General features: G+C 54.5%; 2 protein-coding genes. One reads left to right on the top strand and one right to left on the bottom strand.

What is annotated here, in order from left to right:
• Positions 1–69 precede the first annotated feature (69 nt).
• Positions 70–25,191 carry a LamG-like jellyroll fold domain-containing protein gene (locus tag OO713_RS05960; protein ID WP_264785246.1) on the top strand — a complete coding sequence of 8,374 codons (25,122 nt, stop codon included), beginning with the start codon at positions 70–72 and terminating at the stop codon, positions 25,189–25,191.
• On the opposite strand, the gene zupT is transcribed toward OO713_RS05960, so the two are convergent.
• Complete coding sequence (zupT, locus tag OO713_RS05955; protein WP_264785245.1) at positions 25,188–26,012, bottom strand: zinc transporter ZupT; 825 nt, start codon at positions 26,010–26,012, stop codon at positions 25,188–25,190. The two genes, OO713_RS05960 and zupT, sit on opposite strands and share 4 nt — an antisense overlap.
• Positions 26,013–26,045 lie beyond the last annotated feature (33 nt).

The following is a 26,045-nucleotide window of genomic DNA, read 5'->3' as shown; positions in this document are numbered from 1 at the left end:
CTAATCTGAAGCTTCCTGATCGGAGTGCACACCAATCAGGGGGAGGCAGTACGCGCTATGCGCAGGTTGATGAGGCTATTCCGAGGGGCCAGCTTTGGTTCCTGGATTCGTCGCATCGCAATCATTGCCTTCATTGGTTTATTCGCCGCCGCCACCCCGAATTTGCTCGCGCCAGAGCCTCCTGCGCGCGCGGTTCCGGGCGGCGAACCGGTGGACTACTCAACCAACGTTTCAGATCCACTGAACAACTACGCGTTTGCCCCGGACAACGCCTCATTCCGGGTCAGTTCGGCGGGAACCTGGGAAGCTTGGATTAATCCGATCTCCTGCGCCTGGAGCTGTACCTATGTGGGTAAATCTGCGGGCTACGTATTTAGGATCAACTCAACAGGTAACTTTGGTTGGGCATTGCGCTGGCCAAACGAAACCTGGTTCTGGACCGACACCCCGGCAAAAGCTCGTTACAACACTTGGCAACACGTTGCTTGGGTGAAAAACGGCACCAACCTCAAGCTATTTATTGATGGTGAGCAGGTTTACGAGACCAACGCCGCGCCAGCGACTATGCCGGTGGGTGGTGAGTTTTCCGTTCAAAATCGCCGTGACTCAATGGGCGAGGGTTTCATCGGTCGCATGGATGAGTTCCGACTCTGGGGAGTGGCAAGAACTCAGCAGCAGATTCGCGAGCAGATGCACACCCGCGCATCAGGCACTGGATTGCAGGTCTATTACGACTTCAATGATGTCGGCTCTGGTTCCCTTGAGAACCAAGCTCCAGGCGCATCGGCAGCGACCAATCTCCGAGTCATTGGAGATTTGGGTGCCACCGACGTCAAGCAGGTGTTTGCACCAACCGCCGAGAACTACCGCACGACTTATGTCTTCCCTCGCACTTACATCACCCGAGATGGCGGATGGCGCGTCCCATCTGGAGTAACCACAGTTGACCTTCTGGCTGTCGGTGGTGGTGGCGGTGGTGGTGCCGGCGGCAACACCGGTTACGCCGGTGGTGGCGGTGGTGGTGCTGAAGTTCTAAGCACTGAGTCTGTTGCGGTCGTACCTGGTTCAAACATGTCAGTTGTGGTCGGCCAGGGTGGTATCGGTGGTCAATCCGATGCTGACCGCATTAGGTATCACGCAACTTCTGGACAGACCACAGTTTTTGGATCGATCGACGCGATCGGCGGTGGTCGAGGTGGTTCCTACGGTGGATTGTTTGTCAACCAGGCCACAGGAGCTACATCAACGACTGGTAGGTCATCAGATCCAGCCACCGGAGCATCCGGTGGTGGTGGGGCCATGTATCAAATCAGCGGAGCCGCTGGTACGGCTGGCATGGGTAATGCCGGTGGAGGTGCCCCAGCATCAGGTGTCAATTCCAATTTCTTCTCCGCTGGAGCAGGTGGTGGTGTCTTAGGAGCTGGCACGGCCGGCTCCGGTGTGAACGGTTCCGGTGGAACCGGTGGTCCTGGTATCTACAACGCTGCCACCAGAACACTTCAGTATTACGGCGCAGGTGGCTCGGCTAAGGGATGTAAGGCTGCGGGTGGAACTGCATTTGGAGCCACTGCTCCAGCAGCTGACGGCCTAGCCAACACCGGTTCCGGTGGTGGCGGTGGTGGTGGCGGTGGTGGTACCGCCTGCTTAGGAAACTGGACCACCAACCAACCAGGTGGCTACGGAGCCTCCGGTGTGATTGCAGTGAGCTTTGCCTATGCTCCTGCGGTCTCAGGCTTTTACTATCCATTCGGACCGCAAACCAACGTCCCACTGACTGACGTGATAGCTGGTGGCTGGGAGGTCTGCTACCGCGGTGGCTACGAAGTGTCTGGTGTATCGCTAGCGACCATCTACGCAAACTGTCCGGGTGACTACCTCATGTATGCCGGCCGTGCGAACGGCGCTGCAAACCTTCAGGTACTTGCCGCCGGGCCACGCGCTGCAGTTCTAACTGACACCGGCACGGGTCAAACTCCATCGAATGCAAATGGTGTTGGTTGGTACTACAACGGTTCGTACTCGATTGGTTTTGCCAAAGAGGGCGATCCGCTAAGCCGTGGCTCGTGCGACACCAACAACACCAACCCGCAGCTAAGACTTTGTTGGCACACCTCCGGTGGCAACTTGAACGGCGGATGGCGAGTTGGTGTCAATACCAGTGTTGGCTCGGGTTGGGAGCGACTAATTCTTCGCCCAACCGCGGGACCATCTGCCGGCAGCTCCGAGAAGTGTGCCCCAATCACCTACACGCAGCAGATCGCTGGTGTTCCGTACACCATTCACGAGTTCCTGTCTGCTGCTAACTGTGACTTCACCTTCCCTGACGGCATCAGCGCGTTTGACCTATACGCGGTCGGTGGCGGCGGTGGTGGAGCTAACAACGTCGGTGGCGGCGGCGGCGGTGGTGGATCCGCATTCTTGGCCGGAGTGCCAACCTCAGGGAATAACAAGACCCTGAAAATCACTGTCGGTGCCGGAGGTGCTGGTGGTGTCAACGTCAACAGCACTCTGCGCCATGGTCAAAATGGCCTCCCTTCCTTTATCAACTCCTCAACCAGTGCACGAATCCTCACCGCAAACGCCGGAAACGGTGGACTAACTCACGGAGCCGGCTTGCTCTGTGGTGGCACCAGAGTCGCAACCGGTGGTGCCGGCGGTGCTGCTGGGGCGGGCGGAAACGCGGGTGCATCTGGTGGTGTCGGAGCCGGAGTGGGTATCCCAGCTGGCAACGGTGCAAACGGCTACTCGACCAACTTCACCGGTACCACCCGATTCTTCGGCGGTGGTGGCGGTGGCGGTGGCTGGCAAGGTCAAGGCCAACTAAACGGTGTCGGCGGTAAAGGTGGCGGTGGCGCAGGCGCTTTCGTAACTGCAACCGTTGGTAAAGCTGGTCTTGCTAACACCGGTGCAGGCGGTGGGTCAGGTGAGGCAAACTGTGCTAACGGTGGTGCTGGTGCCTCTGGTGTTGTGATGATTCGCTACCAGTCATCGGGTGTAGCAACCGGACTTGCATTGGTGCGTGCGGCCGGAATGGCTACGGCGGCTAGCTCGTCGGCCCCATTTGGCGTGCAGCCAATCGTCCACGTTGTCGACGCTGCTGGCCAGAAGGTGAATGCGAATGTTTTGGTCACCGCCAAGGTGATGAGCGGCTCGAACCAGGTCTATGTTTCCAAGACCGTGACGGCTGTAAACGGTGTTGCTGATTTCTCTGGTCAAGACCTTTGGGTTGGAACTAATAAGTCAACTCAAATCGTTTATGAGTCGGCTGGCTTGTTGCCCGCCACTCAAACTATTCAACTGCTGCAGCGTCCAAGTTCTATAACTATCGTTCCTGATTCTCAGGCTGTTGTCTCGACGCCGGGAACGTGGGTCCAGGGTGATTTCTATGCCGACCCATCGGCTTTGAATGCGGTTTTGCGCGAGAGCGATGTTGAGCAGCGTCTCGACGCTGGTTATCAGGTGAACCTGATTGCCACCAACGGAAACGTAGATGTTCAGAGCCCGATCACCGGTGGAAACACCGCAGGCTCATTGCTGCTATCTGCAGCTCAAGACAACTTGGTCAAGCGCGACATTAAGCTAAACGGTCCAACGTCGTCCTTGGTGATTCGGGCCTCGCGAGATGTCATTGTCAGCCCTGGTGTGTCGAATGACTACACCGAGTTGCAATCCAATAATGGCAACCTGGTTCTGTGGTCTAACGCGACGGCAAACAACCAGGGTGTGGTTCAGGTTCCTAACTACGTTGACATGCGCTCTAACGGTGGAGACATTTACCTAGCGGGTGGCGCTGCAACTATCTCGAATGGTGTTGAGGTGCCCGGTGGTGTAGCCGCCGGTTACAACGGAACTTATCTAAATGGTGTCCAGCTGGGTACCTCTGCAGTTCGAGAGAACGTGAGAATTCTGTCTTCGGGTGGAGACATCATCATGCGAGGCACCACCAACCAGGGTGGCTATGGTCTCATTGGTTACGCAGGTAACCGAGTTGAATCTGGCGCCGGTCGCATCTCAATGACTGGAAATACCTTTGGCTCCTCGACACCAATCGCCTTGCGCTTGAACCTAAACGGTGGCGGCACAATCGGATCATTCTTCATCTCTCAGGCAACCGAATCTGACGCCATCAGGATGGCGGTCAACAATGACACTGCCGGTTCAAACTGGGGTCTTTACCTAAACGAGGGAAGCGTGCAAAATCTTGCCGCAACCCAGGCTGCAATTGACCAAAACGGTGGTAACCAGTGGAGTCCTTCAACTGGCGCAATCAACAACAACCGCCAGCTGAACATTTGGGGTAAGGGCGGAATCGACATTGATGTCGTCCAGCGCACCTACATACATGGTGCTCTGCTTCGCGCGAACCTGCTTGCTGAAACTGGCGAGATCTCGATCAACACCGGAAACAAGACGGTCTATTTCAACGGCTACAGCGGTAACGCCAGCTACCTTGGTGCAGCTCCAAACTCACCGGTTACCTCATCCAGCGCCGACATCAAGATCACTACTGCCTACACCGTTGCCGAGGACTACACCTACCTATATACAAATGGTGCTATTTCTGTCGAACCATTTGCCAACACCAACTTCGACTCCGACATTTACTTCCCAAGAAGCACAACTGAGATTGGTAACGCTCAAAACGTGCCAGCTGGATTCAAGTTAGGAAACTTCGTCGCAAACTCCGGTGATGGTCTGGGCTACACCGGCACTCGCTACATTGAGCTAAACCGAGCCTTCTCAACCTCAGGCCCTGTCGAAATTAACGGTGGAACGGTTCGCTGGTATCAGCAAATCATCTCTGGTGGTCAGTTCACGGTTCGCTCCGAGTACACAACCTATGCCGATGCAAACGTAATTGTGACGGGTAGAAATCAGGATCTAAGGGTCTACTCCGAGGACATCATTTACAACCGCGCTGGTGGCTACCGTTTCCAGACCAATGGTGGAAACCTGCTGTTTGGTTCAAATGCTGACAACTCCGGTACCGGCTTTATCCAAATTGGCTCCAACAACATCTTCAACACCGCTAATGGCACCACCCAAAAGGATTACAACACCTCAAGCGGTGCGATTGTCCTAGCCGGTGCGAGCCAGATGAGTGGCAGCTTCCCGGTTGGTTATGCAGACAGCTTCACCAACTACAGCCACGGTGTCCAGATTGACAGCAACAATGCCGGAACCAAGTTCCAATCCGGTGGTGGCGACATCCTCTTCCGAGGTCGAGGCTCGGATTCAAATGCCTCTTCGTTTGGAATCTTTGTCCAAGGTGGTCTGATCGACGCCGGCAACGGAACCGTGAAGCTAGACGGCGTTGGTAGAAACTCGAACAACGTCGGAGTTGAACTCTCGGGAACCACTGGAACCAGAGTTCGCATTTATGCCGGCGGTGGATCGAACAGCACTTCTTCTCCTGCGATTGAAATCAAGGGTCGTGTTGAGCACACTGGCAACAGACGCGCCATCATGATTGGCTGGGTTGCAAGCTATGCCAATGACAACCTGCTTGAAGCTCGAGGCGAGGGTGGAATTAGCCTTCTCGCCGAGCGCACCACCGGCACTGACTGGGCCTCTGAGATTGCGGGCGCATCGCTGTTCTCAAAGACCGGCCCGATTTATATTGGCGCTAATGCCGGTAACCACGGTTACTACTTCGGTGGCACTAACTACGGTGCTCCCGTTTACCTCGGTTCTTACACAACCTCGAGCGTTGCGAGAGCCGGACTGACCAACACCTATCTGTCCCTCGATGCAACGGTTAGCACATCATCCGCAGCAGTCCTATTTGAAGCCGATCGTTTTTACTCACCAAGTGATGAGCGCTTCGTAGTTCAGTCCTCAGGTGATGTGACGATTCGACCTCGTTCTACCGACTTCATTACCGACGCCTATGTCTACGCCAAGATGTTCGGCATTGGATCGCTCACGGTCGGTAGAGACAACAACCCAACTTTTGCGGCCAGGGTTCTTGGTGAGTTCTATGGATCTGGGCCATTCAGAATCTATGGAAGCCACGTTTTCACCTGGGGCCCATTCCGCACCACTGGAGCAGGCAACGAGATCCTGTTCAAGTCGGTATTTGAGCAGTACCACTACAACCGCTCTCCTGGAAGTGGCTTCTATACCAATAACGGCGATATTACGTTCTGGACCGGATCCAACGGGCAGACCAACAACAACTCTTTCGTTCATGTTGAAGACGGCATCAACATCGTCAGCGCAATGCCTGCCTCGGCAACCATGCCAAACGTGAACACAGACTTCACGCTTCCTAATGGCTACCTCACCTCAACCGGTGGCGGTGACATTGTCATGGGATCGGGCACCAGCACTGACTCCCTGGGACCAACTGGAGTTCTTAGAACGTTTAGCGGTAGCTACATGGGATTCATGTATGGAACCGGTGGTTCGCTCAACAGTATGTACTCCGGTGGTGGAGACATTCGCATCCGTGCCTCATCCAATGTCTCTGGTCCAATTGGAATCGGTATTAGGGGTGGCAAGAACCTAATCGCCGGTGAGGGAGCCATCGAACTCACAGTCAATAGCCCCGTAAACATAAACTCCCGAGGCATGGAGCTTGGTCACGCCAATGCGGGCAATGTTCGAATTCTGTCGAGTGCCAATGAAAACCCGGCTATCAAGATTGAGGTCTCAAACCCAGGCACAACTGGCGATGCGGGCATCCTCTCTGGTTACCACCAGAACGGAACGAACAATCGCATAAGCATCCAGTCCACCGGCCAGGGTGGAATCGTCATGAGCGCGTCAAACAATGTGAACTCAAGCCGATTTGGCATCGAGATCAATGGAACCGATTTGCTGTCACCAACTGGACCAATCGTCTTGGACGGTGGTGCCAAGGGAATTTCCTTCATGGGTTGGTACTCAGCAGTTGGTTATGTGAACCTAGGTTCTTGCACCACTGCAAACATGCCAACCGGCTTCAACTGTGCAACATCTTTGGTTCCATCCTCGAGCGCCGATGTGACGGTTCGCGGTAACTACATTCCTATCTACGGCGATAACCGTTACCTCTCGTTCCGCACCGAGGGAAACATCGTCGTTGAGCCATCTGTGGGCAATAACTTCACTAGCCTTCTCAACTTCTATGCCAATACTTCAAACCTCGTTCCAGAGAGCGTGAGATTGGGTAAGGATTCGACCACAGCAGTGGCCGACACTTATACCCGACAGACCCTTACCGCCAAGAAGTCAGTAGAGCTATACGGTCGCGACATCTACTCGAACGGTGACATCCGAGTTCTAAACAACTCTTCCCAGGCAGGCGAGGGTGGTATTCGCCTCAAAGCAAGTAAGAGCATCTGGACCGCGGCCAACAGGTTCGATACCAATGGCAGTCCGATTGTGATGTGGGCGAACTCATCTGACACTGAGGGTGTTATTCGACTTTGGGATGGTGCTCAGGTCTGTTCCGCCGCAACTTTCAACGCGGTTGCTGATGGAACGGCAACACTCAACTCGTGCCGAACCACCGGCGGTGCAGACATTCACCTGGGTGGTGGCGCGGGTACCAGTTCGCCAACAGTTGCCTCTGGTCCTAACGCCACCGTGCCTGCAGGTTTTGCAGAGGGTTACGGAACCGTGAACTACGCTGGACACCTTGGCGGTCAGTCCGGTGGAAACGGCTACTTATCCGGCGTCATGCTTGGATTCCTTACTTCAAACGCTGCCGCAACAAACATCAACTCTGGTGGCGCAGACATCACAATCCGAGGCAAAGCTACAGAGAACACCAGCGTTTGGAGCTCACAGGATTCCATGGCATTCGGAATCATGGCCATGGGTTCAAGCGCCAATGTCTCGGGAATCAATGCCTCCGGTGGAAAGATCCTGCTTCACGGTGAGTGCCAAAACGCTCAAAACTATGTGAGCTGTGGTGGTGTGATGCTGAACGCATTTGCCCAAGAAGCAACTAACCACTGGTCCGGCACCTCAACATTCGCCGACAAGTATGTTGTTCAGTCGACCAACACTGCATCGAATGCGATTCAGATTCTTGGTGTGACACGAGGTTCGATCCAGCACGGTTTCTACTCCCCTCACGGCCTAACCTTCCGCAACCAAAACGGCGGCGGCGTTGTCATTAGGTCGAACCGAATCAACAACAGCTCCTGGTCAACTGCATTCGAACCGAAGTTCCGTTGGGACGTCACCGGTGACATTGCGCTCGAACCTGTAGCAACCGCATTCGCGGGAGTAGAGGTTTACGGTCGCTATCACGAGGCAAACCTCTACAGCAACCAGTACCTCTCAACGCCAAAGTCTTTCCGTTACGGAACCCCTGGCAATAACCAGACCATCTCTTTGCAGCGCGGATCCATCTCAGTTAGCAAGACCATTGAGATTCACGCTGGAAGCTTTGAAATCACCTCAACCGCGGAGACCAATGCTCTGGTTGCAAATGAGCCTGGTGGACACATCACCGTCAAGGCTCTGAACAACATCAACCTCCCTAACAGCAAGAACGTCTTGGCTAACAGCGCACCGATCGTGCTGTGGTCTAATGCTTCTGGAGCTAATGCCGGTTTTATCCAGTTGACCGGAACTATCTCTACCACCTACAGCCCAACCGTCTCCAGCTCTGTCGGTGCACCGATCTTCTTGGGCGGTGGCGCTACTGCCAACCCGCTTTACTACGGCGGTGCCTCCATTGAGTCACCGGCTGGCTCCGCCTTCAGCACAGCTGTGACCCCGACTTTGCCGGGAGTCAAGATCTCTTCATCGACCATCAACTCCGGTCAGGGGCTCCTTAAGATTTCGGGTCGTTTCTCTGGGCTAGGCACTGCACCAAACGCTGAGGGTGTCAACGTGTCAAGCTCCGTCCTGAACGCCACCTCAGGAAATATTGACATCTTCGGATCTTCACCTCAAAGAGGGAGCGGTGTCTTCCTACAGCCCGGAACCAGGGTCCAAACCACTACCGGTGACATACTCATTGACGCTGAGCAAACCTCCACCACGGCCAATGATTACTACCCAGCTCTTGCGATCCAGCAGTCAACAATCAGAAGCACTGACGGATCAATTGACCTCAGAGGAGCTAAAGCCCTAGACACAGACGATGCTTACTCCGGCATCAGTTTGTATTGGTCGACTGTTGAATCAAACGGCGACATCAAGCTGGAATCACCAACCTCAATCCTCAACATGTCCCAGCTTGTTTACGTTGGAACCGGTCAAAACTCTGCGACTAGTTCAGCCAGCGTCTCATTTATTGCAAAGCGCATAAATGCATCGGGTGCAAGAGTTGCAGCGAGCGGAAATCTAGTTATCGAGCCGACCGGTCAAAGCTTTGAGGGCCCAGCTAACTCCACGATTTTCAATTGGGCCATTCCAGTTTCAGACTTCAGCAATGTGAGAATCGGTAAGGCCGGTTCAAACACCTCACAGTCGTTGAACCAGGGAACTATTTCCGCTGCAATTCGAGTGCCTGGAAACATCGAAGTTCACGCCTCCCAGCTAAATGCAACCGCACCGATTGCATCAACGACAACCAGTGGTGTTGTTGACCTAAGGCTCACTACCGGCTTCAACGGCACCAGCTCTGTGACAAGCAATAACGGAGTAGTCAAGATCCGTGCGAATGCTCTTACCCTTGGTGCATCCGCAACAGTCAACGCTGGAACCGGTGCAGTCGAAATTGGTTCCGCGACTTCCGGAACTGCAATTCGAATTCTCTCTGCGGCCGCCAAGAGCGCAGCAGCAACCAGCACCTTGAACATCTCAACAACTGACCTAGCTAAGGTCACTGCTGGCTACCTACGAATCGGTGCATCCAACGCTGGAAACATCACAATTGAAAACCCACTGGTTCGTGACCAAGCTGGTTCGAACACCATCAAGTTCACCACTGCTGGTTCGGTTGCAAACACCACAGGCAACAACCTAAGTGTTTCAAACCTTGCAGTTGTTGCCGGTGGATCCATCAGACTCAGCTCGGAGTACGCCTCGGCAACCCCTTCGAAGCTTGCTCTGAATAGCAGCAACCTCACCGCAGGTAACGTTCAGTTCTCTCAGCTCGCTGCTGACTACACCCCAGAGACGGTTGATGGAGTCAACCCAGTCTTTGGTGTTGCCACCTCGGCTCGCGCCTCTCAGGTGCCTTCGGTTGAGTCAACCACCGTCTATCAGAACGCAGTGGTGAACCCAAACCCACGCTTGAACCTGATCGATGCCTACGCTCAGACTCTGAATGAGCGCAATACCTTGGCCGGAGATTACAGGTTCCAGGTGACCGCATCTGCGGCAGCTGAGCTGGCTGGATCTACAACCTCTAATGCCGTGAACGGAACCGCAACCTTCAACAACCTAAAGTTTGTTGGAGCACCCGGTGCCTACCCGCTGACCTTCCAGGTATTCAGCGGAGCAACCCTGGTCGACTCTGTCACAACTGGTAACTACGAGCTACTTTCCTCGCTGCCATCAAGACTTCAAATTCAGTGGTCCAACCGAGGCGGCGTTGCGGGCGGCAGTGTATTTGAGGCGCCAAAGGTCACCTTGATTGACGATGGTGGTAACCCAATCGCCGTCGAGCCCTACGCTTCAGCGACCATCTCTGCCACCATCACGGGCCCGAACGGTCAGATCTTGGCTGGTTCGCACTCTCGAGCAGTGTCCGGTCTAGCTACCTTCTCAAACCTTGCAATCGCTGGCCGCACTGGCACCAACTACACAGTTGAGTTCTCCGTGGTGGTTCAGGGTCAGACCGAGTCCAAGACCATTTCCGCTGCTATCAATAACTTCACACTGCAGCCTGGTGCTCCGGTAAGCATGCGGATCTTGTCTCAGCCAAGCGACATTGTTGCCGGCAAGACATTCTCGCCAACTGTGAGCCTTGAGATTCTCGATGCCTACGGCAACCGCGTGACCAGTAACAACAGCCTTGAGGTCAAGCCGGTGTTTGCTGGAGCCAACAATTACCTCTCTGAGTCAGGCTCAGTGACCGCGAGTGCGGGTGTTATTGAGTTTGCCAACCTTGGTTTCACCCGGGCTGGCAGCTACGAGATTGGTTTTGAAAACGTAAGTACTTCACCGCTGGCAACAGTGACCTCATCACAGTTCGTGGTTTCGCCGTCGTCAGCTCATTCCTTGGTCTGGGATATCCAGCCATCCGATGTTGTTGCCCGCGCAACTATGACTGCGCCACGACTAAAGATCTTTGACGCCTTTGGTAACCACGTGTCAGGTGACAGCGCAACAACGGTGACTCTGAAGCTGCTCTCGTCGGCAAGCGCGACCGTGACTCCAAACTCATCAGCTGGATTTACCAAGCGCGCTTCTGGTGGTTATGTAACCTTTGATGCCCTTGCAATTGGAGCCCTTGCTGACACCTACTCGTTGCAGGTAGATACTGCCTCCAACAACGGAACCTCACTGGCTGGAAACCTAGGTGGCGCGTCTGGCCAGTTCCAGATCACACCAGGTGCCGTCTTCTCTCTCGAGGTTGTGACTGCGGCATCTAGTGCCAAGGCAGGCCAAGCATTTGGTACCCAGCCTGTGGTGCGTGCTAAGGACCGCGACGGCAGCGTGGTTCCCACCAGCGCAACTGTTTCAATGAGCGTCAATCAGATCGCAACCTTTGGGGTCAGCTCAAGTACCGCAGTATCGGGTGTCGCAACCTTCTCAGGTGCAGGTGTTCAAGGAGCCGCAGGTAACTACGTACTCACCTACTCGCTAACCGACAACGGCACCACCGTTACCGCTACTCAGCCGATTGTTCTGGCTGCCGGTAGCGCAGCGAAGCTGCAGATTAAGGAGCAGCCGGTCAACAAGAAGACCGGTGCAAACTTCCCTGCGAACGCACCTCAGATCAGGTTGCTCGATGCGTTCGACAACGAGGTCACCAACTCCAACTCGGTGACTGCGACCGCAACTTTGGTCAGCTCTACCGGTTCAGCTCTTGCAACCACCATCAACAAGACCGGCAAGAGCTTCGACACCTCGGGTGTAGCGAGCTTCCAGGACTTCAACTTTGTGGCAACTCCTGGCACCTACCGAATCGTCTTCACCGCCAGTGGTCTTGAGCCCGTCACTTCATCCCAGTTCGTTGTAACCGTTGCAGATGCGTCGGTTCTAACTTGGCAGACTGCTCCGCCAAGCACGTTGGTCACCGGCACGAACATGCCGACCAGCATCTTGGAGATCAAGGATGCTTATGGCAACCGCGTGACCACCGACAACTCAACCGTTGTCACCATCACCGCAGCCAATGGCACCACCACCTCAGGTGTTTCTGCAGTCGCCTCGAACGGTCTTGTTACCTTCGATCGCTTCAACCTCATTGCGATTCCTGGCAGCTACTCACTGAACTTCAATGCCACTAACGGCTCAGTGGCATCGATCAACAACGTTTCGATTTCTAACTCGGTCACCGTCACAAATGACGTTGCAACCAACATTCAAATTGAGCTCAACGGACTAACCACACCAAAGGCAGGATTGCCATTTGAGTTTGGTCAGAGCGGCTACCTGCGTGCCAAGATCGTGGACCGATTCGGTAACACCGTTTCGTCTGGAGTGGACTCTTCACTTCGAGTCACCATTTCAGCAACCGCCGTTGGACTCTCCGGCACCCTCGGTGCCACAGCAGTCAACGGTGTTGCAACCTTCACAAACAACAACCTGGTCCTCAGCGGTGTTGCAAACTCCAGTTACAACCTGCTTTTCAATGCCCAGACCACCAGGGCCGCGCTTATCTCAGGTCGTCAAAGCGTTGCACTTGAGGCAGGTGCTGCTTCGAAGGTTCAGATCACTCAGCAACCTGCGACTTCTGCCCAAACCGATATCTCAATGAGTGCCGGTGCGGTTGCTATCTATGACGCCTGGGACAACCAGGTCGCAACCTCATCAAATGTTGTCTTACAGCTTTGGAGAAGTGGCGCATCGTTGAGTCAGTCGGTAAGCGCCGCAGCCTCCGGCACCCACACCTTCGCATCAGTTAGCTACGCAGTCGCTCCAAACACCGGCTACCAGCTGCGTTACTTCATCCAGGGCAACGAGGCTGACGCAGTCCTATCTAGGACCTTTGAGATCAAGTCTGGTAACCCGGCCAAGGTTCGCGTTCTGACTCAGCCAGCAGCAAGTGCGACCATCAACGCAAGCATCGCTGATTTCTCGGTCGAGATCTTGGATAAGGACAACTATCGAGTCAACACAGGCGTTGATGTTGGTCTAAACCTTGCACTTACCGATGCAAGTGGAAACTCGGCTTCAGGATCTGTAATCAACCCGACTGCCACGGCATCAAATGGTGTTGCAACCTTCTCGGCTATTGCCATCTCGGCCTCACCTGCCGCATACAAGCTAAAGGTGTCTGGAACTGGTTCCTATTCGGGAATTACATTCACACTGTCAAACAATGTTGTAGTTGCTAATGGTGCACCGGCTTCGATTCGACTATCTGGCACATCTGGCGGAACCTCAACTGCAATTCGCTTCGACGGAGTCAATCAATACGCCAAGACCTTGGATCAAGTTATTCCTTCCGGATCAAGCTTCACCGTCGAGTCATGGATCAAACCTGATTCTGATTACGCACAGTCCGGGACGGTTGTGTCACAGGGGTCTGTTTGGAACCCTGCCGATCGATTCACGTTGACAGTGGAGCCCGATAAGTTCATCACCTTGAGGGTTGGCGATGAAGTATCCAATATCGCAACCGGTGCATCTGTCTCTGCCAACGCCTGGAGTCACCTTGCGGTTTCTGTTGAGGGCGGCCAGGGCTCATCAACCGTGAAACTCTTCATAAACGGAGTCGAGCGGTACTCAGGCACATACGTGGTCAATGGCATGAATCCTGCCTTCTACGTCGGAAGAAACTTCTACACAACAGAAAAGTACTTCGATGGAGCCATCGACCAGGTAAAGGTCTGGTCACGTGCCCTTACACTCAGCGAAATTGTGAGGTCTTCCGCCGCTTATGGGGCAACAGATGCGGACGGTCGAATATCAGGACTCAAGTCTCACTACGACTTCGAGGATATCTCCACGGATCGCGTCTTTGATGTCAGTGGCAACGGCAAACACCTGTTCATAAACCGCATTAGCGAAACTAACTTGACGACATTCCTTGACGCCTCGGTCAGATCTTCCGTCACAGGAAGCCTCTGGACAGACCTGACAAATCAAGGCAACAGCGCAACTTTAGAATCCGCAATCGGTGCTGCAGGTCCTCAGTATGCCTCCACCAATGGCGGGGCTCTAAACTTCTCATCCGCACGAGCGACCAGGGGTAACTTTGCTAACGACATTATCCCTACAGGTTCTAGCGGCAATTACACCAAACAAGTCTGGTTCCGTCTGGGTGCCAACAGTCCTGGGAACAACAACCTATTCAGTTCAGCCACGCTGAATGGCCATGCTTTATTCGTTCCAAATGGCGTGCTATCAGCTGGCCATAATGGCACATGGAATCACGTGGAAACTGACATTTCCTCGACAAGAACACAGTGGAGACTCGTAACGGTTGTTTACAACGCCTCAGTCTCATCTATGAAGCTGTTTGTTGACGGTCAGTACGTACAGATACGCAATTCCGTTCCCAACATCGCCGCCGGTGGATCGGGTGGATCCTTCCTGGGAGCTTTCGTGGAGGGCAATTACCTTGATGGGGACATTGCACAGGTTGCGCTCTATGGACGAGCTCTCTCAGATGCTGAAGTTACTTCCTTCTACGACTCCACCAAGACTCGTTTCCATGGTGGCTCACTCCCAAGCCTTGCGACGACTCGACCAGCCAACCTTCAGGCCAAGTCTGGTGTTGCCATCACCGCGACTCCGCAAGTACAGATTCTGGATGCCTACGGAAACGTAGTAACAACGGGCGCAGGGTCAAACTCAACTATCTCTGTTCGCGTAATGCCATCAAGTACTTATGGACAGCGCGCTAGCTTGCTCAATTCAGGGGCAGAGACACTTAGGGTCGAACTAGCGGCTACCGCGGGTGTCGCTAGCTTCAATGGCTTGACGCTGGGTGGAAAGGCCGGAAGTTACGTTCTAGCTTTCGAGATTGCAAATCCAATCGCTGACTCTGAGCTGGCCAAGGTTGAACTGGTCGCCGGGCAGGCAGCCGGACTGGCGATTCTTAGACAGCCAATGGGTCCTTTTGAGTCTGAAACCCAAGTCGGTGGATCTGTGGCAAATGCTCCAAAGGTAGCGATTGCTGACTCGTATGGAAACCCTGTCCTGAGTGCAACCTCCAGCATTGCAGTCGCAATATCATCGTCGGATCAACTTGCGGCATTTACCTCTTCAACGACAGTGGTCGAGACCGAGCAAGGTGTTGCAACCTTTGACAACCTAAAATTCCAAGGAAGCGACCAGGTCTCGCATCAGTTCGTTTTCAGTGCGACCATTAGCGGTCAGGCCAAGTCTGTTGTCTCTGCTCAATTCGGCCTACTGCATGGAGAAGCCACTCGTATTGAAATTCTGCAGGTTCCGCATTGGAAGACCGTCGAGTTTGGTGTTCCGTCATTAGGTGCTCAGTTAGGTTCCGATCACCCAAATGTAGCCTCCAGGTCCTGCCCTGTCGGATACGCCCTTGATGGAATCTCATACAGAAACGTAAGCGGCTCAGGGTCATCTATAACCATGATCAGCGGATCGTGTGTGGCTGTTCTTTATGACGGCTCCGTGTCGGCCAGCACGAGGATTCAGCTTGCCGCGCATTCGACCAACAACGACAGCCCATCACAGCCTTTGAATGTTTTGACCTGCCCAACCGGTCAAGTCATCACAGAGATCCTTAACAAGAATCGCGTCGACATCGCGTGGCCGTCTTCAATAGCAATCAAATGTGGCTCACCTTCTGCATTGGCAACTGAAACGTGGGTCCCGGCTGGATCTTCTGCTTCCACGCATCCAAACGGCCCAACATGTTCAGCTTCGGATGTACTTGTCGGCCTAAGGCTTGAGTATGGAGACATCATCGATGGCTTCCACGGTTATTGTTCAACCCTCGACGTGACAGACCCAGCCTTGGCGGGTCACGAGACGGGTACCGATTTTGCTAACCATGCAGTAATTCGCCTGAAGGATTCGGTAGGAAACATAACTGTCCGCGACAGCCTAACGAAGGTCACTATTGTGATCGCCTCCGGCATCGGGGGAGAACTTTCGGGTGCCACCGAGGTTACGGTTGTAAACGGTGTTGCCACATTCTCAAACGTTGCTTTTTCAGGCCGCGTGACACCTGCCTCTGCAGTGGATGGAGAGGCTAACCTCTACTCATTCAGATTCCAGACCGACAACATCCAGTCTGAACCGACACCAGAAATCAGGCTGATTCACTCTGCTCCGGTATCTCTGAGCACGGAGGTGTCCCCAAGATCTGTTGAGGCAGGCCTAACAGCCTCTGATTTCGTGGTTTCGGTCAGGGATGTGTTCGGAAACGTTGTTACTGACTGGACTCGACCCGGTGCATCATGGGCAAGTATCCAAAATGTAGAGGCCGTTTACTCGAGCAGTCCGCGTACGTCGACAATGAGCTACACAGCCACCACAAAGCCAGGCGCGCTAATCAAGTCAGGCGCTGGGGCTGGTTTCGCCACCATTTCGGATGTGGTGATTGGAGCTAGAGCCACCACCAGCCACGAGGTCAGATTCACATTGCCGGGTACGGATGTGAGTTTGAGTCAAACCGTTCACGTTATTGGTGGAGCAGCAGTCAAGCTGACAACATCAAACACGGTTGCTGTTCCTTCGGAGGTAATTGCTGGTCAGCCAATTTCCCCAGGCCCCACGATCCGTATCATGGACGCCTGGGGAAACCTCACGACGGCTTCCGCGACTGTAAGCGCAACAATTTTCTACGCAAACAGCGTTGATTTGGAAGTAACGGAATCCGCTGCGAATTCAGGTGTAGCGACGTTTGCAAACTTTGCGACCACGGGAAGCGCTTCCCTGACCCCGGACTACAAGCTGAAATTTGGAATCGTTGGAGTTGCTAATTACTCGCTGACATCTGAAGCTTTCATGGTCCTTCCCGCTGCACCTGCCTCATTGCGCTTCCTCAGTGGTGGCAATGTCGCCACGGGTGAGAGCGGTATTGCGCTAAAGGGAACCAACGGCAATGGCATCCGGATGGAGATCCTCGATGCCTATGGAAACCGAGCTTCTGACAGCACAACCGTCGTAACCGCTGCGGTTTCCTCGGGCAGCGCAACGGCTCTAAACGGTCGATCCACTCGCGCCGTAGCAGGTGTGGTCACCTTCAATAACCTGACCATGAACGCCATCGCACAGTCGGGTTACAAGATCACGTTCACTGCTGCGAACGTTGGTGAACCAGTTCATGCGCAAACGCTCGAGAGTCAGCCCTTTACTCTGCTCGCTGGAACTGCAGCTCAGCTGGACATCGTTACCAACTCGGCTGCGATTCGATCCAACCGAGTATTTGGCCAACTACCTGTACTTCGCATCTTGGATGCCCAAGGCAGCCTGGTAAACACCGGACCAAACTCGACCTTGAGCGCAACTGTGACTGTTGGTTTGGTTTCAAGTAGTGGCACCATTCCAGACTTCGCTGGCACCAAGACTGTTGAGGCCGTAGGCGGTGTAATTGACTTTGCCGGCAAAAACCTAAAGCTCGATGGCTTGGTGGGTGACTACGTCCTGACCTATACGATCACCAACACCAACGGTCAAGTGATCAAGACTTCCGAGACCATCGAACTACAGGCTGGAGATGTATCAGCTATCGAGTTCTTGAGTGCGGCACCAACCAGAATTCAGGTTGGCAAGACTTTTACTCCAACTCCGGTTGCTCACTTGGTTGACTCCCGAGGCAACCGAGTTCGCCTTGACTCGTCAAGCAAGGTAAAGCTCGAACTGGTTGATGGTTCCGTTGTCGTGGCCTCCACCTCTGAAGCGGTCGCATCAAATGGTGTTGTCAGCTTTGCAAACACTAGCTTCTCGGCTGCCGTGGGCAACTACCAGCTCCGTGTGAAGATCACGGAGGTTGAGGGTGATGCTCAGGCGACGGCCTCTGGAGAGGTTGCTACCTCATCGGCTTTCCCAATGATTCACGGTGACCCAACCAAGTTTGAGATCATCGGTGACCCATCAACGAACTCCTACGTTGTTGGTTCGGTCTACCCAAGTTTCTCGATCCGAGTTCTAGACATGTTCGGTAACGTCACATCAACCGACTCTTCGGTTGATGTCAGAGTCTCGGTATCTGCTCTTGGCACGCCGCAGTTCCAGCGTCACTCGAATGCTCTTGTAACGAGCGAGAACGGCGAGGCCACCTTCTCGAACTACATCTTGGTTGCTCGCCCAGGCGACTATGAGCTATCACTTGCAGCCGAGTGGATGGGCAACGACCTAGCCTTCGATGCGAACACCTTCTCGGTCACCGTTGTTCACGCTGCGCCTGCACAGCTGAGCGTTGTCACCAGTGCTGCAGGCGCAAAGAGCCGACTCGCATTCACAACACAGCCTTCAGTTGAGATCCGTGACGCATTCGGCAACCTTGCCACCAGTGCCACTGGAACCGTGACCATGTCGGTTTCTGGTGGTGTTTCTGCAAGCTTTAGCGTCTCACCATCGGCAAACATCTCGGGAGGTTACGCCACCTTCTCCAACGTTGCGCTCTATGGAAAGGTTGCTAACTACAACCTGACCTATCGTTACAACCCAGGCAATGGTGGCATCAACACGTCCGAGCAGATTTCGCTGCAACCTGGTAACCCATTCCAGCTCGCGATGAAGAATCAGCTTTCTGATACCACTCGCGCGGGTGAGCTTCTCACCACGCAGCCAGTCGTCCGAGTCTTGGACATGGATGACAACCTGGTCACATGGGACAGCTCGACTGTCGTTTCAATTGGCCTGAGTGCAAACAACGGCAACGGCGCTTTGCTTCAGAGTGATGGACTGAATGAAGTTACAAACCTTGCTGATCGCCAGGCCACCGCGAATTCCGGTGAGGCGTCCTTCACTGGTTTGAAGTTCAAGGGATCACTTGGCTACAGCTACTCATTTGAAGTCAGCGCATCTGGATTGGTTCAGACCACAACCAATGAATTCCGAGTCACTCCTGGCCCAGTTGGACTGTTCCAGATTCTTTCTCAGCCGGTAGGCGGAGTGAACGGTGAGGTCCTTGGCGGTAGCTCACAGCAAAACAACTTCACTCAAATCCGACTCAAGGACCGCTTCGGAAATGAGATCTCAGATGACAACAACACCGTCATCTCCGCTGCGATTCACTCGGGTAACGGTGGAAGTCTCGCTGGAACCACTAGCGCTAAGGCGTCGCTGGGACTAGTTAGCTTCGATGGCCTCAAGCTCTCAGGTCTGGTTTCAGAGAGCTACACGCTGAAGTTCACCGCGGGTAATACCTTCGGCGTCTCTAACGCGATCACACTCAGCCCGGCAGCTCCAAGTCAGTTGACCGTGGTCTCCAAGCTCACCAACGCGAGCGCTGGTGTTGGCTTCCAGCCGGTAGAGCTAAGAGTCACCGACTTCAGCGGCAACCTAATCAACAACGCATCTGGTGTGGTCTCGGCTATTGCCTCGGGTGGTGGCAGCGTTGATCTAGGAGCCACCGCGCTGACTAGCGGCACGCTATCCCCAGTTGTCACCATCGGTGGTCGCGTGGGTAACTACACCATTACTTATCGCGTTGCTTACGGTTCTACCGTCCTAAGCGCCACTCACGATGTTGCGTTGAGCTATGGCGCTGGAACGCGCATCGGTATCGTTACCCAGCCTGCTGCGAGCGGCACCCAGACTGGTGGTGCTTTCACACCGCAGCCCGTTGTTGAACTTCGCGATGCATTCGGTAACCGTGTCCCGCTCGCTGGTGTCCAGGTGTCTGCAATTCTTCACAACCCATCCAGCTCGAATGTGGTTCAAAAGGCCACCTATGCAGGTTCAACCTCTGCAAATGTTTGGTCGGTTGCTACTGGAACCGAGAGTGATCTGCCTACCCCGGTTGCAGTCACCGATGCCAACGGAACCGCAACCTTCAATGATCTTGCAGTTGTCGGTATCCCCGGCTACAGCTATCAGCTTCGCTTTGAGGCTCAGGGCTACCTATCCTCAAGCCCAACCGTTGACTTCACTTTGACCACCGCAAACCCACACGAGCTATACATTGCAAGTCAGGGTGTTGGTGCTGTGGTGGCGGGCGAAGAGTCGCTGGGTAGCTACGAAATCCGCCTGCGTGACCGCTTCCGCAACGTCATTACCTCGAACAACTCCTCCGCCATCACCATGCGCATCAAGGTTGATGCCAATGATTCAAGTGTTGGTCGCGGTGGCGTGCTGATTGCACCTAACGGTGCCACCACGACTTTGACCTTCTCCGCCGGTGTTGCCCAGTTCAATGGTTACAAGCTCGGTGGACTGGTTGGCACTCAGTACAACTTCCAGTTTGTTGCGCAGTCGCTGGGCTTGATTTCCGAGGACTCGCAAACTCGAACCGTCACTCCGGGAGCTCCAGTTGAGCTGAAGTTCTCGCAGTCTCCAACTCTTGTCACCGTGGGTCAGCAGTTCCCATCCGACCAGCGTCCTGTGTTGAAGCTGGTAGACCAATACGGAAACGTTGTCACCCAGGCCAACCCAATCAATATTGCTGTGACGATCTCTCCTGCCACCGGCACGGTTCGGGTTGGTTCATTGCCAACCTTGAACAACGGTGTCTTTGATTTGTCGAACATCGATGTGCTGGGGACTCCGGGCGTTGACTACTTCTTGACCTTCACTCCTGATTTGAATGGCCTATCGCCAATCACTTCTCCAGCGTTCCGAGTCCTGGCTGGAGCTCCGACTGACATCAACGTGATCCAAAGCCCAGTTGGAGGTATCACAGGTCAGGAGCTTGCAGTTCAGCCAGGCATCGAGCTGGTGGATGCTGCTGGTAACCGTGTTGGAGCAGTTTCCAACATTGAATTTAGGGTTCAGCTACTTCGAGGCAACGATGTTTATGAAGCCGGAGCAGCTGGTATTCCATACCTGAGAGTGACGGATTCTCCATACGTTGCAACCTCGGGTCTATTCAACTTCGAGGGAATTAAGGTCGGTGGTCAGACCGGTCAGGACTTCAGGCTCAAAATCGAGTCAACTAACTTGGCAACCACTCTGAGTGCGACCACCTCGGTGTTCCGTCTTTCAAACGACGAGGCTTCCGAGATGGTGATCACCCGCGAGATGGTGGCCAATGACGGTGATATTGCATCCGCCACTCGAGCTGCATTCACGACCCAGCCTCAACTCAAGCTCTACGACAGCTTCAGCAACCTGGTTGAAAATGACTCCAGCACTCGCATCATCGCAGTTCTCAACGGCGGTGGGGGAGCGCAGCTGGTGGGCCAGCGGGTCGCCATTGCTCAGAGCGGTGTCGTCACCTTCCAAAACCTCGGTGTCCGTGGTGCGCTGACTCAGAGCTACTCGATTACCTTCCGTGAGGCTTCCGATGAGGAGTACCGAACCTACGTACTGGATGACTCATCTTCAGGTTCACCCGCTCTAACTCCGCAGACCATCACCAACCCAACCTCGAAGGTCTTTACTCTCAACCCAGGCCCTGCTGCCTACTTCGAGTTGGCAGTTGGCCTAGGTAATAACCAGCTCTCTGGAGCGGTGGCCACGACCCAGCCGCAGCTGAGGATCTACGACCAAGATGGCAACTTGGCTTCCACGAGTGCTGGTATCCAGGTCAACGCATCATTGACCGCTGGTGCGAACGGAAGCCTGGCTGGAACAACCGTTGCAACCTTCCAAAACGGAATAGCCAACTTCACCAACCTGGCCCTAAGTGGAACCCCGGTCGAGTCCTACACCGTTACCTATGCAGCGGGATCGATGACGGCAGTTACCCAGGCAGGGCTATTTGTCAACCGCACTCCGAGCCTGACGCTGAGCTACCAGAACACCGTCTATGCCCCAGGCAAGACGGTCAGCCCTACCGTCGCAACTCAGAGTGACGGTGTGCTGTCCTTCACCGTCGCTGCAGCATCCTCGGCCATCTGTTCGGTTAATGGTGCAACCGGACTTGTGACAATCCTCGGGGCTGGAGAGTGTCGAGTAGACCTGGCCCAAGCTCAGTTCGATGTGAGTGTTTCCGGAGCGGTTCGTGGCTCCTGGCTGGCTGCAAGTACAGACTTCACCTTCACTATCGCAAAGGCTGAGCAGGCACCGATCGTTTCGACGATTAGCGGATCTCAGACTATTGCTCCTGCCTTTGGTCAAACCGGTCCTGACACCTATCGGGTGAGCAGACTATTTGGTCAATCAATCGAGCTGAGCTTCACCGGTGGCACAGTAACTGCCTCACCAACCTTTGAGCTGACCACATCACCTCAGCTTGTGGCTGCGGGTCAAAACATTCAGCCGTGTATCCGAGTTGGAAACACCCTGTTCCCTGGAAACGTGCAGTTGGTGAGTGGTGTCCCTGCGGCGACCTGTCGTGTTCTTGTCACCTTGCCAGGCAGTGCTAACTACAACCCGGTTTCGACAGCACTTGATGTCGTTGTCACACCGACCGAACAGTCCACCGTTTCGATGGTCTCTAACCCAGTGGTTGACTTCGGCGGACAGCAGCGCCTCTTTGCAGCCGGTGGTAACGGTATCGGTGCGGTCACCTTCCAGGTCGTTAGCGGTCAAGACAAGTGTCGCGTAATCGACACCCCAAGCGGCTCATTCGTTGAGGGAACCGGTGCTGGTTCGTGTGACATTCGCGCTATTAAGGCAGCAAGCGTGAACTACTTTGTAGCTCAGTCACTGACCCAGTCCTTCACTGTGCAGAAGGCGAACCAGTTCATTCGCTTCACCTCGGTAATTCCGCAGGCTCCAAAGCCAAAGACTGCACCGGGTGCACTTGCCGTGAACTACGAATACACCCCAACTGCAGTTGCCTCCAGTCGTTTGCAGGTTGCCATCTCCATCGGTCAGGAGACCGATGCTTCTGGCTCACCGATTGTCTCCGCTTGTAGCTATGACGGCACCAAGATCACCTTCGAGGGACCTGGTCGATGCTTGGTTGTCGCGCAGCAGCTCGGCAATGACAACTACCTAGCTGCTCCGAGCGTGAGCCAGCTGATTGAAGTTGACCGCCTAAACCAGACCATCACCTTTGAGGAGATTGAGGACGTTGAGTTCGGCGACCCAGCCTTCCAGCTGGTGGCAACCTCTAACGCGGGTCTGCCCGTGCGCTTCACCCAGGCACCAAGCTTCTCGAGTGAGATCTGTAGCGTCACTGAGACCGGCCTGCTAACGGTCGGTCAGGCAGGTACCTGTGAGGTCTTTGCGGTACAGGCCGGTAACCAGACCTATCGTGCGGCTCCAATGGTTAAGCAACGCTTCGAGGTGCTGCCAAAACCAGCGGCCAAGCCATTTATCGTCTCGGTTGCCTCTGCTAATGAATCGCTAAAGGTTTCCTTCCGCGAGCCAAGCTACCGCGGTGGATCACCAATCACCGCCTACGAGCTGGTTGCAACCAATGTCTCGACCAGTGCAACGGTTGTCAGCTATGCCTGTCTTCCGCTGCCAACTGAGCCGCAGTACGACGCCTCGGGTAGCCCGATTGTGACCCCGCAGGGAACTGTTGACTGTGTGATTGACGGTCTTACCAACGAAGAGGAATACACCATCAAGGTGGCAGCCATCACTGGTTACGGAGCGGGAGAATTCTCCGACGCCTCGCAGCCAGTCATGCCGCTACCAAACTACGCGGCGCCTCAGGAACTCACCGCAATTTCAAACGCGACCGATGCGATCCTAAACTGGTCCGAGCCTCTGGCGTTGGATGGTGAGTTCCTCAGGTATGACGTATTTGTCCGTCCGGTTGGCACTAACCAATACACCCAGCTGGACAGCATCTCCTCATACAGTGCCTCCACCTCAGAAATCGCTCTGGAGGAGCTGCCACTGGCTCCAATTGTTGAGCCAACCGTCAGTGCTTCTGTCACAGTGAGTGCCTCGGTTGCTGTAAACCAGGTTCCGATGTTTGCAAGGTTGTTTAGTGTCAACCCACCGCCATTTGCCATGCCGATGTTCAACCAGCGAGCCTTGCTGCCGGTGCCTCAGGTCTACAACGTCCCACAACAGGGCCAGATGGCAAACAACTACGAGTTCATGATCATCACGGTCACAGATGTCACCTCAACCTCGAATGCCATCAACACCGCAATGGTTCAGCAGCGACTCTTGGTTCGACCAAGCTCGCCGGCCACACTCTCGGCCCAAGCCGTCGGACCAGACATGCTGATTGCCTGGTCAGGATCGGTATTTGATGGTGGATCGAACATCATCGACTACACCGTAAAGGTCAATGGCGAAGTCGTTACCGTTTCGCCAACGCCATCCACAGCGATCTTCGCCAACTGGCAGTGGTCCACCACCTACAACGTTGAAGTAACCTCTCGTAACGAGATTGGCTTCAGCACACCAACTACTTTCACCCTGGTGACCCCTGCTGACCCAACTCCGCCACCTTCCTCGCAGAGCTTGGCTGCCGAGGTGTTCGAGAAGATGCCGCAGATGTACAGCTTCACACCTAAGGTGGTGCAGCCAGGTGCGCTGGTGACCGTTGATGGTTACAAGCTAGACAGACTGCAGAGCCTGAAGCTTGGCGGTAAGCCTGTTCAATACATCGTCTACAGCGATAAGAAGTTGGTCTTCAAGGTTCCAGTGGACATGGCTGCCGACACCTACTCAGTTGAGCACTTCTCTGATTGGGGTCGTGTGATTGTTCAGGATGCAATCACGGTCGCCGGCTCCCCAGTGAACGAGGACTTTGACCCGGTTAAGCCAGACCCTGAGAACCCTGTTGATCCAACCGATCCAGATGACTCTGGCAATGGTGAAGACCCACGTGACCCAGATGACCTCGACGGTGACGGTAACCCAACCAACACCGATGACGACATCGATGGCGATGGCATTGTCAACGGTGATGACTCAGACATTGACAATGACACCATCAACAACCCACGCGATCCAAACCCTGTGGTGCCAAACGACCCTTCAGAGGCCCTACCAGGCGATGATGATGAGAGTTCTGAGTCCGAGGGTGTGACTCCGGGCGAGAAGCCTGCAGGCTTGATTGAGGAAGACCCGGCCTCAGCGCTACTGCTGATCCTGCTGATGTTGGTAGCGGCAGCCATCGGTGCCTTCCCAGCATCTGCAGCAATCAGAGCTCGCAGGGAAAAGAAGAAGCAGGGCTAGAGCCTTAGCAATACAAGGCTGAGCGCCATAACGCTCATTCCAGCCATCACTCCATACACGGTTAGGTGACCGCGAGAAGAGTTTCTTGCGGTTGGCAATAGGGTGTCGATGGCCAGGAAAACCATGACGCCAGCCACCATGGCAAAGATGATGCCAAGTACGAAATCGCTCAGGAATTGGGCTAGTAGCAGGTAGCCAATCACAGCACCCGCGGGTTCAGCTAAGCCGGAGAGGAAGCTGAGACGAAAGGCCTTGATCTTGGATTTGGTCGCGTAGTAAACGGGGACTGAAACAGCGATACCTTCAGGTATGTTGTGCATCGCGACGGCAATCGCCAGCGCGATGCCAACCTGAGGATCATCCAGCACCAGCAGAAAAGTTGCTAGACCCTCTGGGAAGTTATGGATCGCAATTGCCAGAGCGATGAAGACACCGATTTGCATCAGACGTTTTTGCTCAGGAACCTGTCTGATTTCACCCGTGGTCATTAGCTCGACATCGGTGTTCTCGTGCGGATTCGCGCCCGATGGCACAAAGGCATCGATGATTGCCATCAAGACCATGCCCGCAATCAGTGAACCCGCAGCCAGGGCGGAGGCCTGAATATCGTTTGACTCAGATGCGATGTAGCCAGTGGCCTTGGGCAGGATCTCCGCGAAGCTCAGGTAGATCATGACTCCGGCAGAGAAGCCCATCGAGAGCGCAAAAAAAGACTTATTGGTCGTCTTGCTCAAAAAGGCAATCGTTGAGCCAATTCCAGTGGCTAGACCCGCCCCTAAGGTAACCAAGAAGGCAAGCAGTAGTGCGCTATCCACCGACACCTACCTTTCTTGGGGATAAAAATGCCGGGCAAT

Origin of the sequence: Aquiluna sp. KACHI24 (assembly GCF_025997915.1) — a bacterium.
Classification (GTDB): Bacteria; Actinomycetota; Actinomycetes; order Actinomycetales; family Microbacteriaceae; genus Aquiluna.
This window is presented reverse-complemented; position numbering and strand designations above follow the sequence as displayed.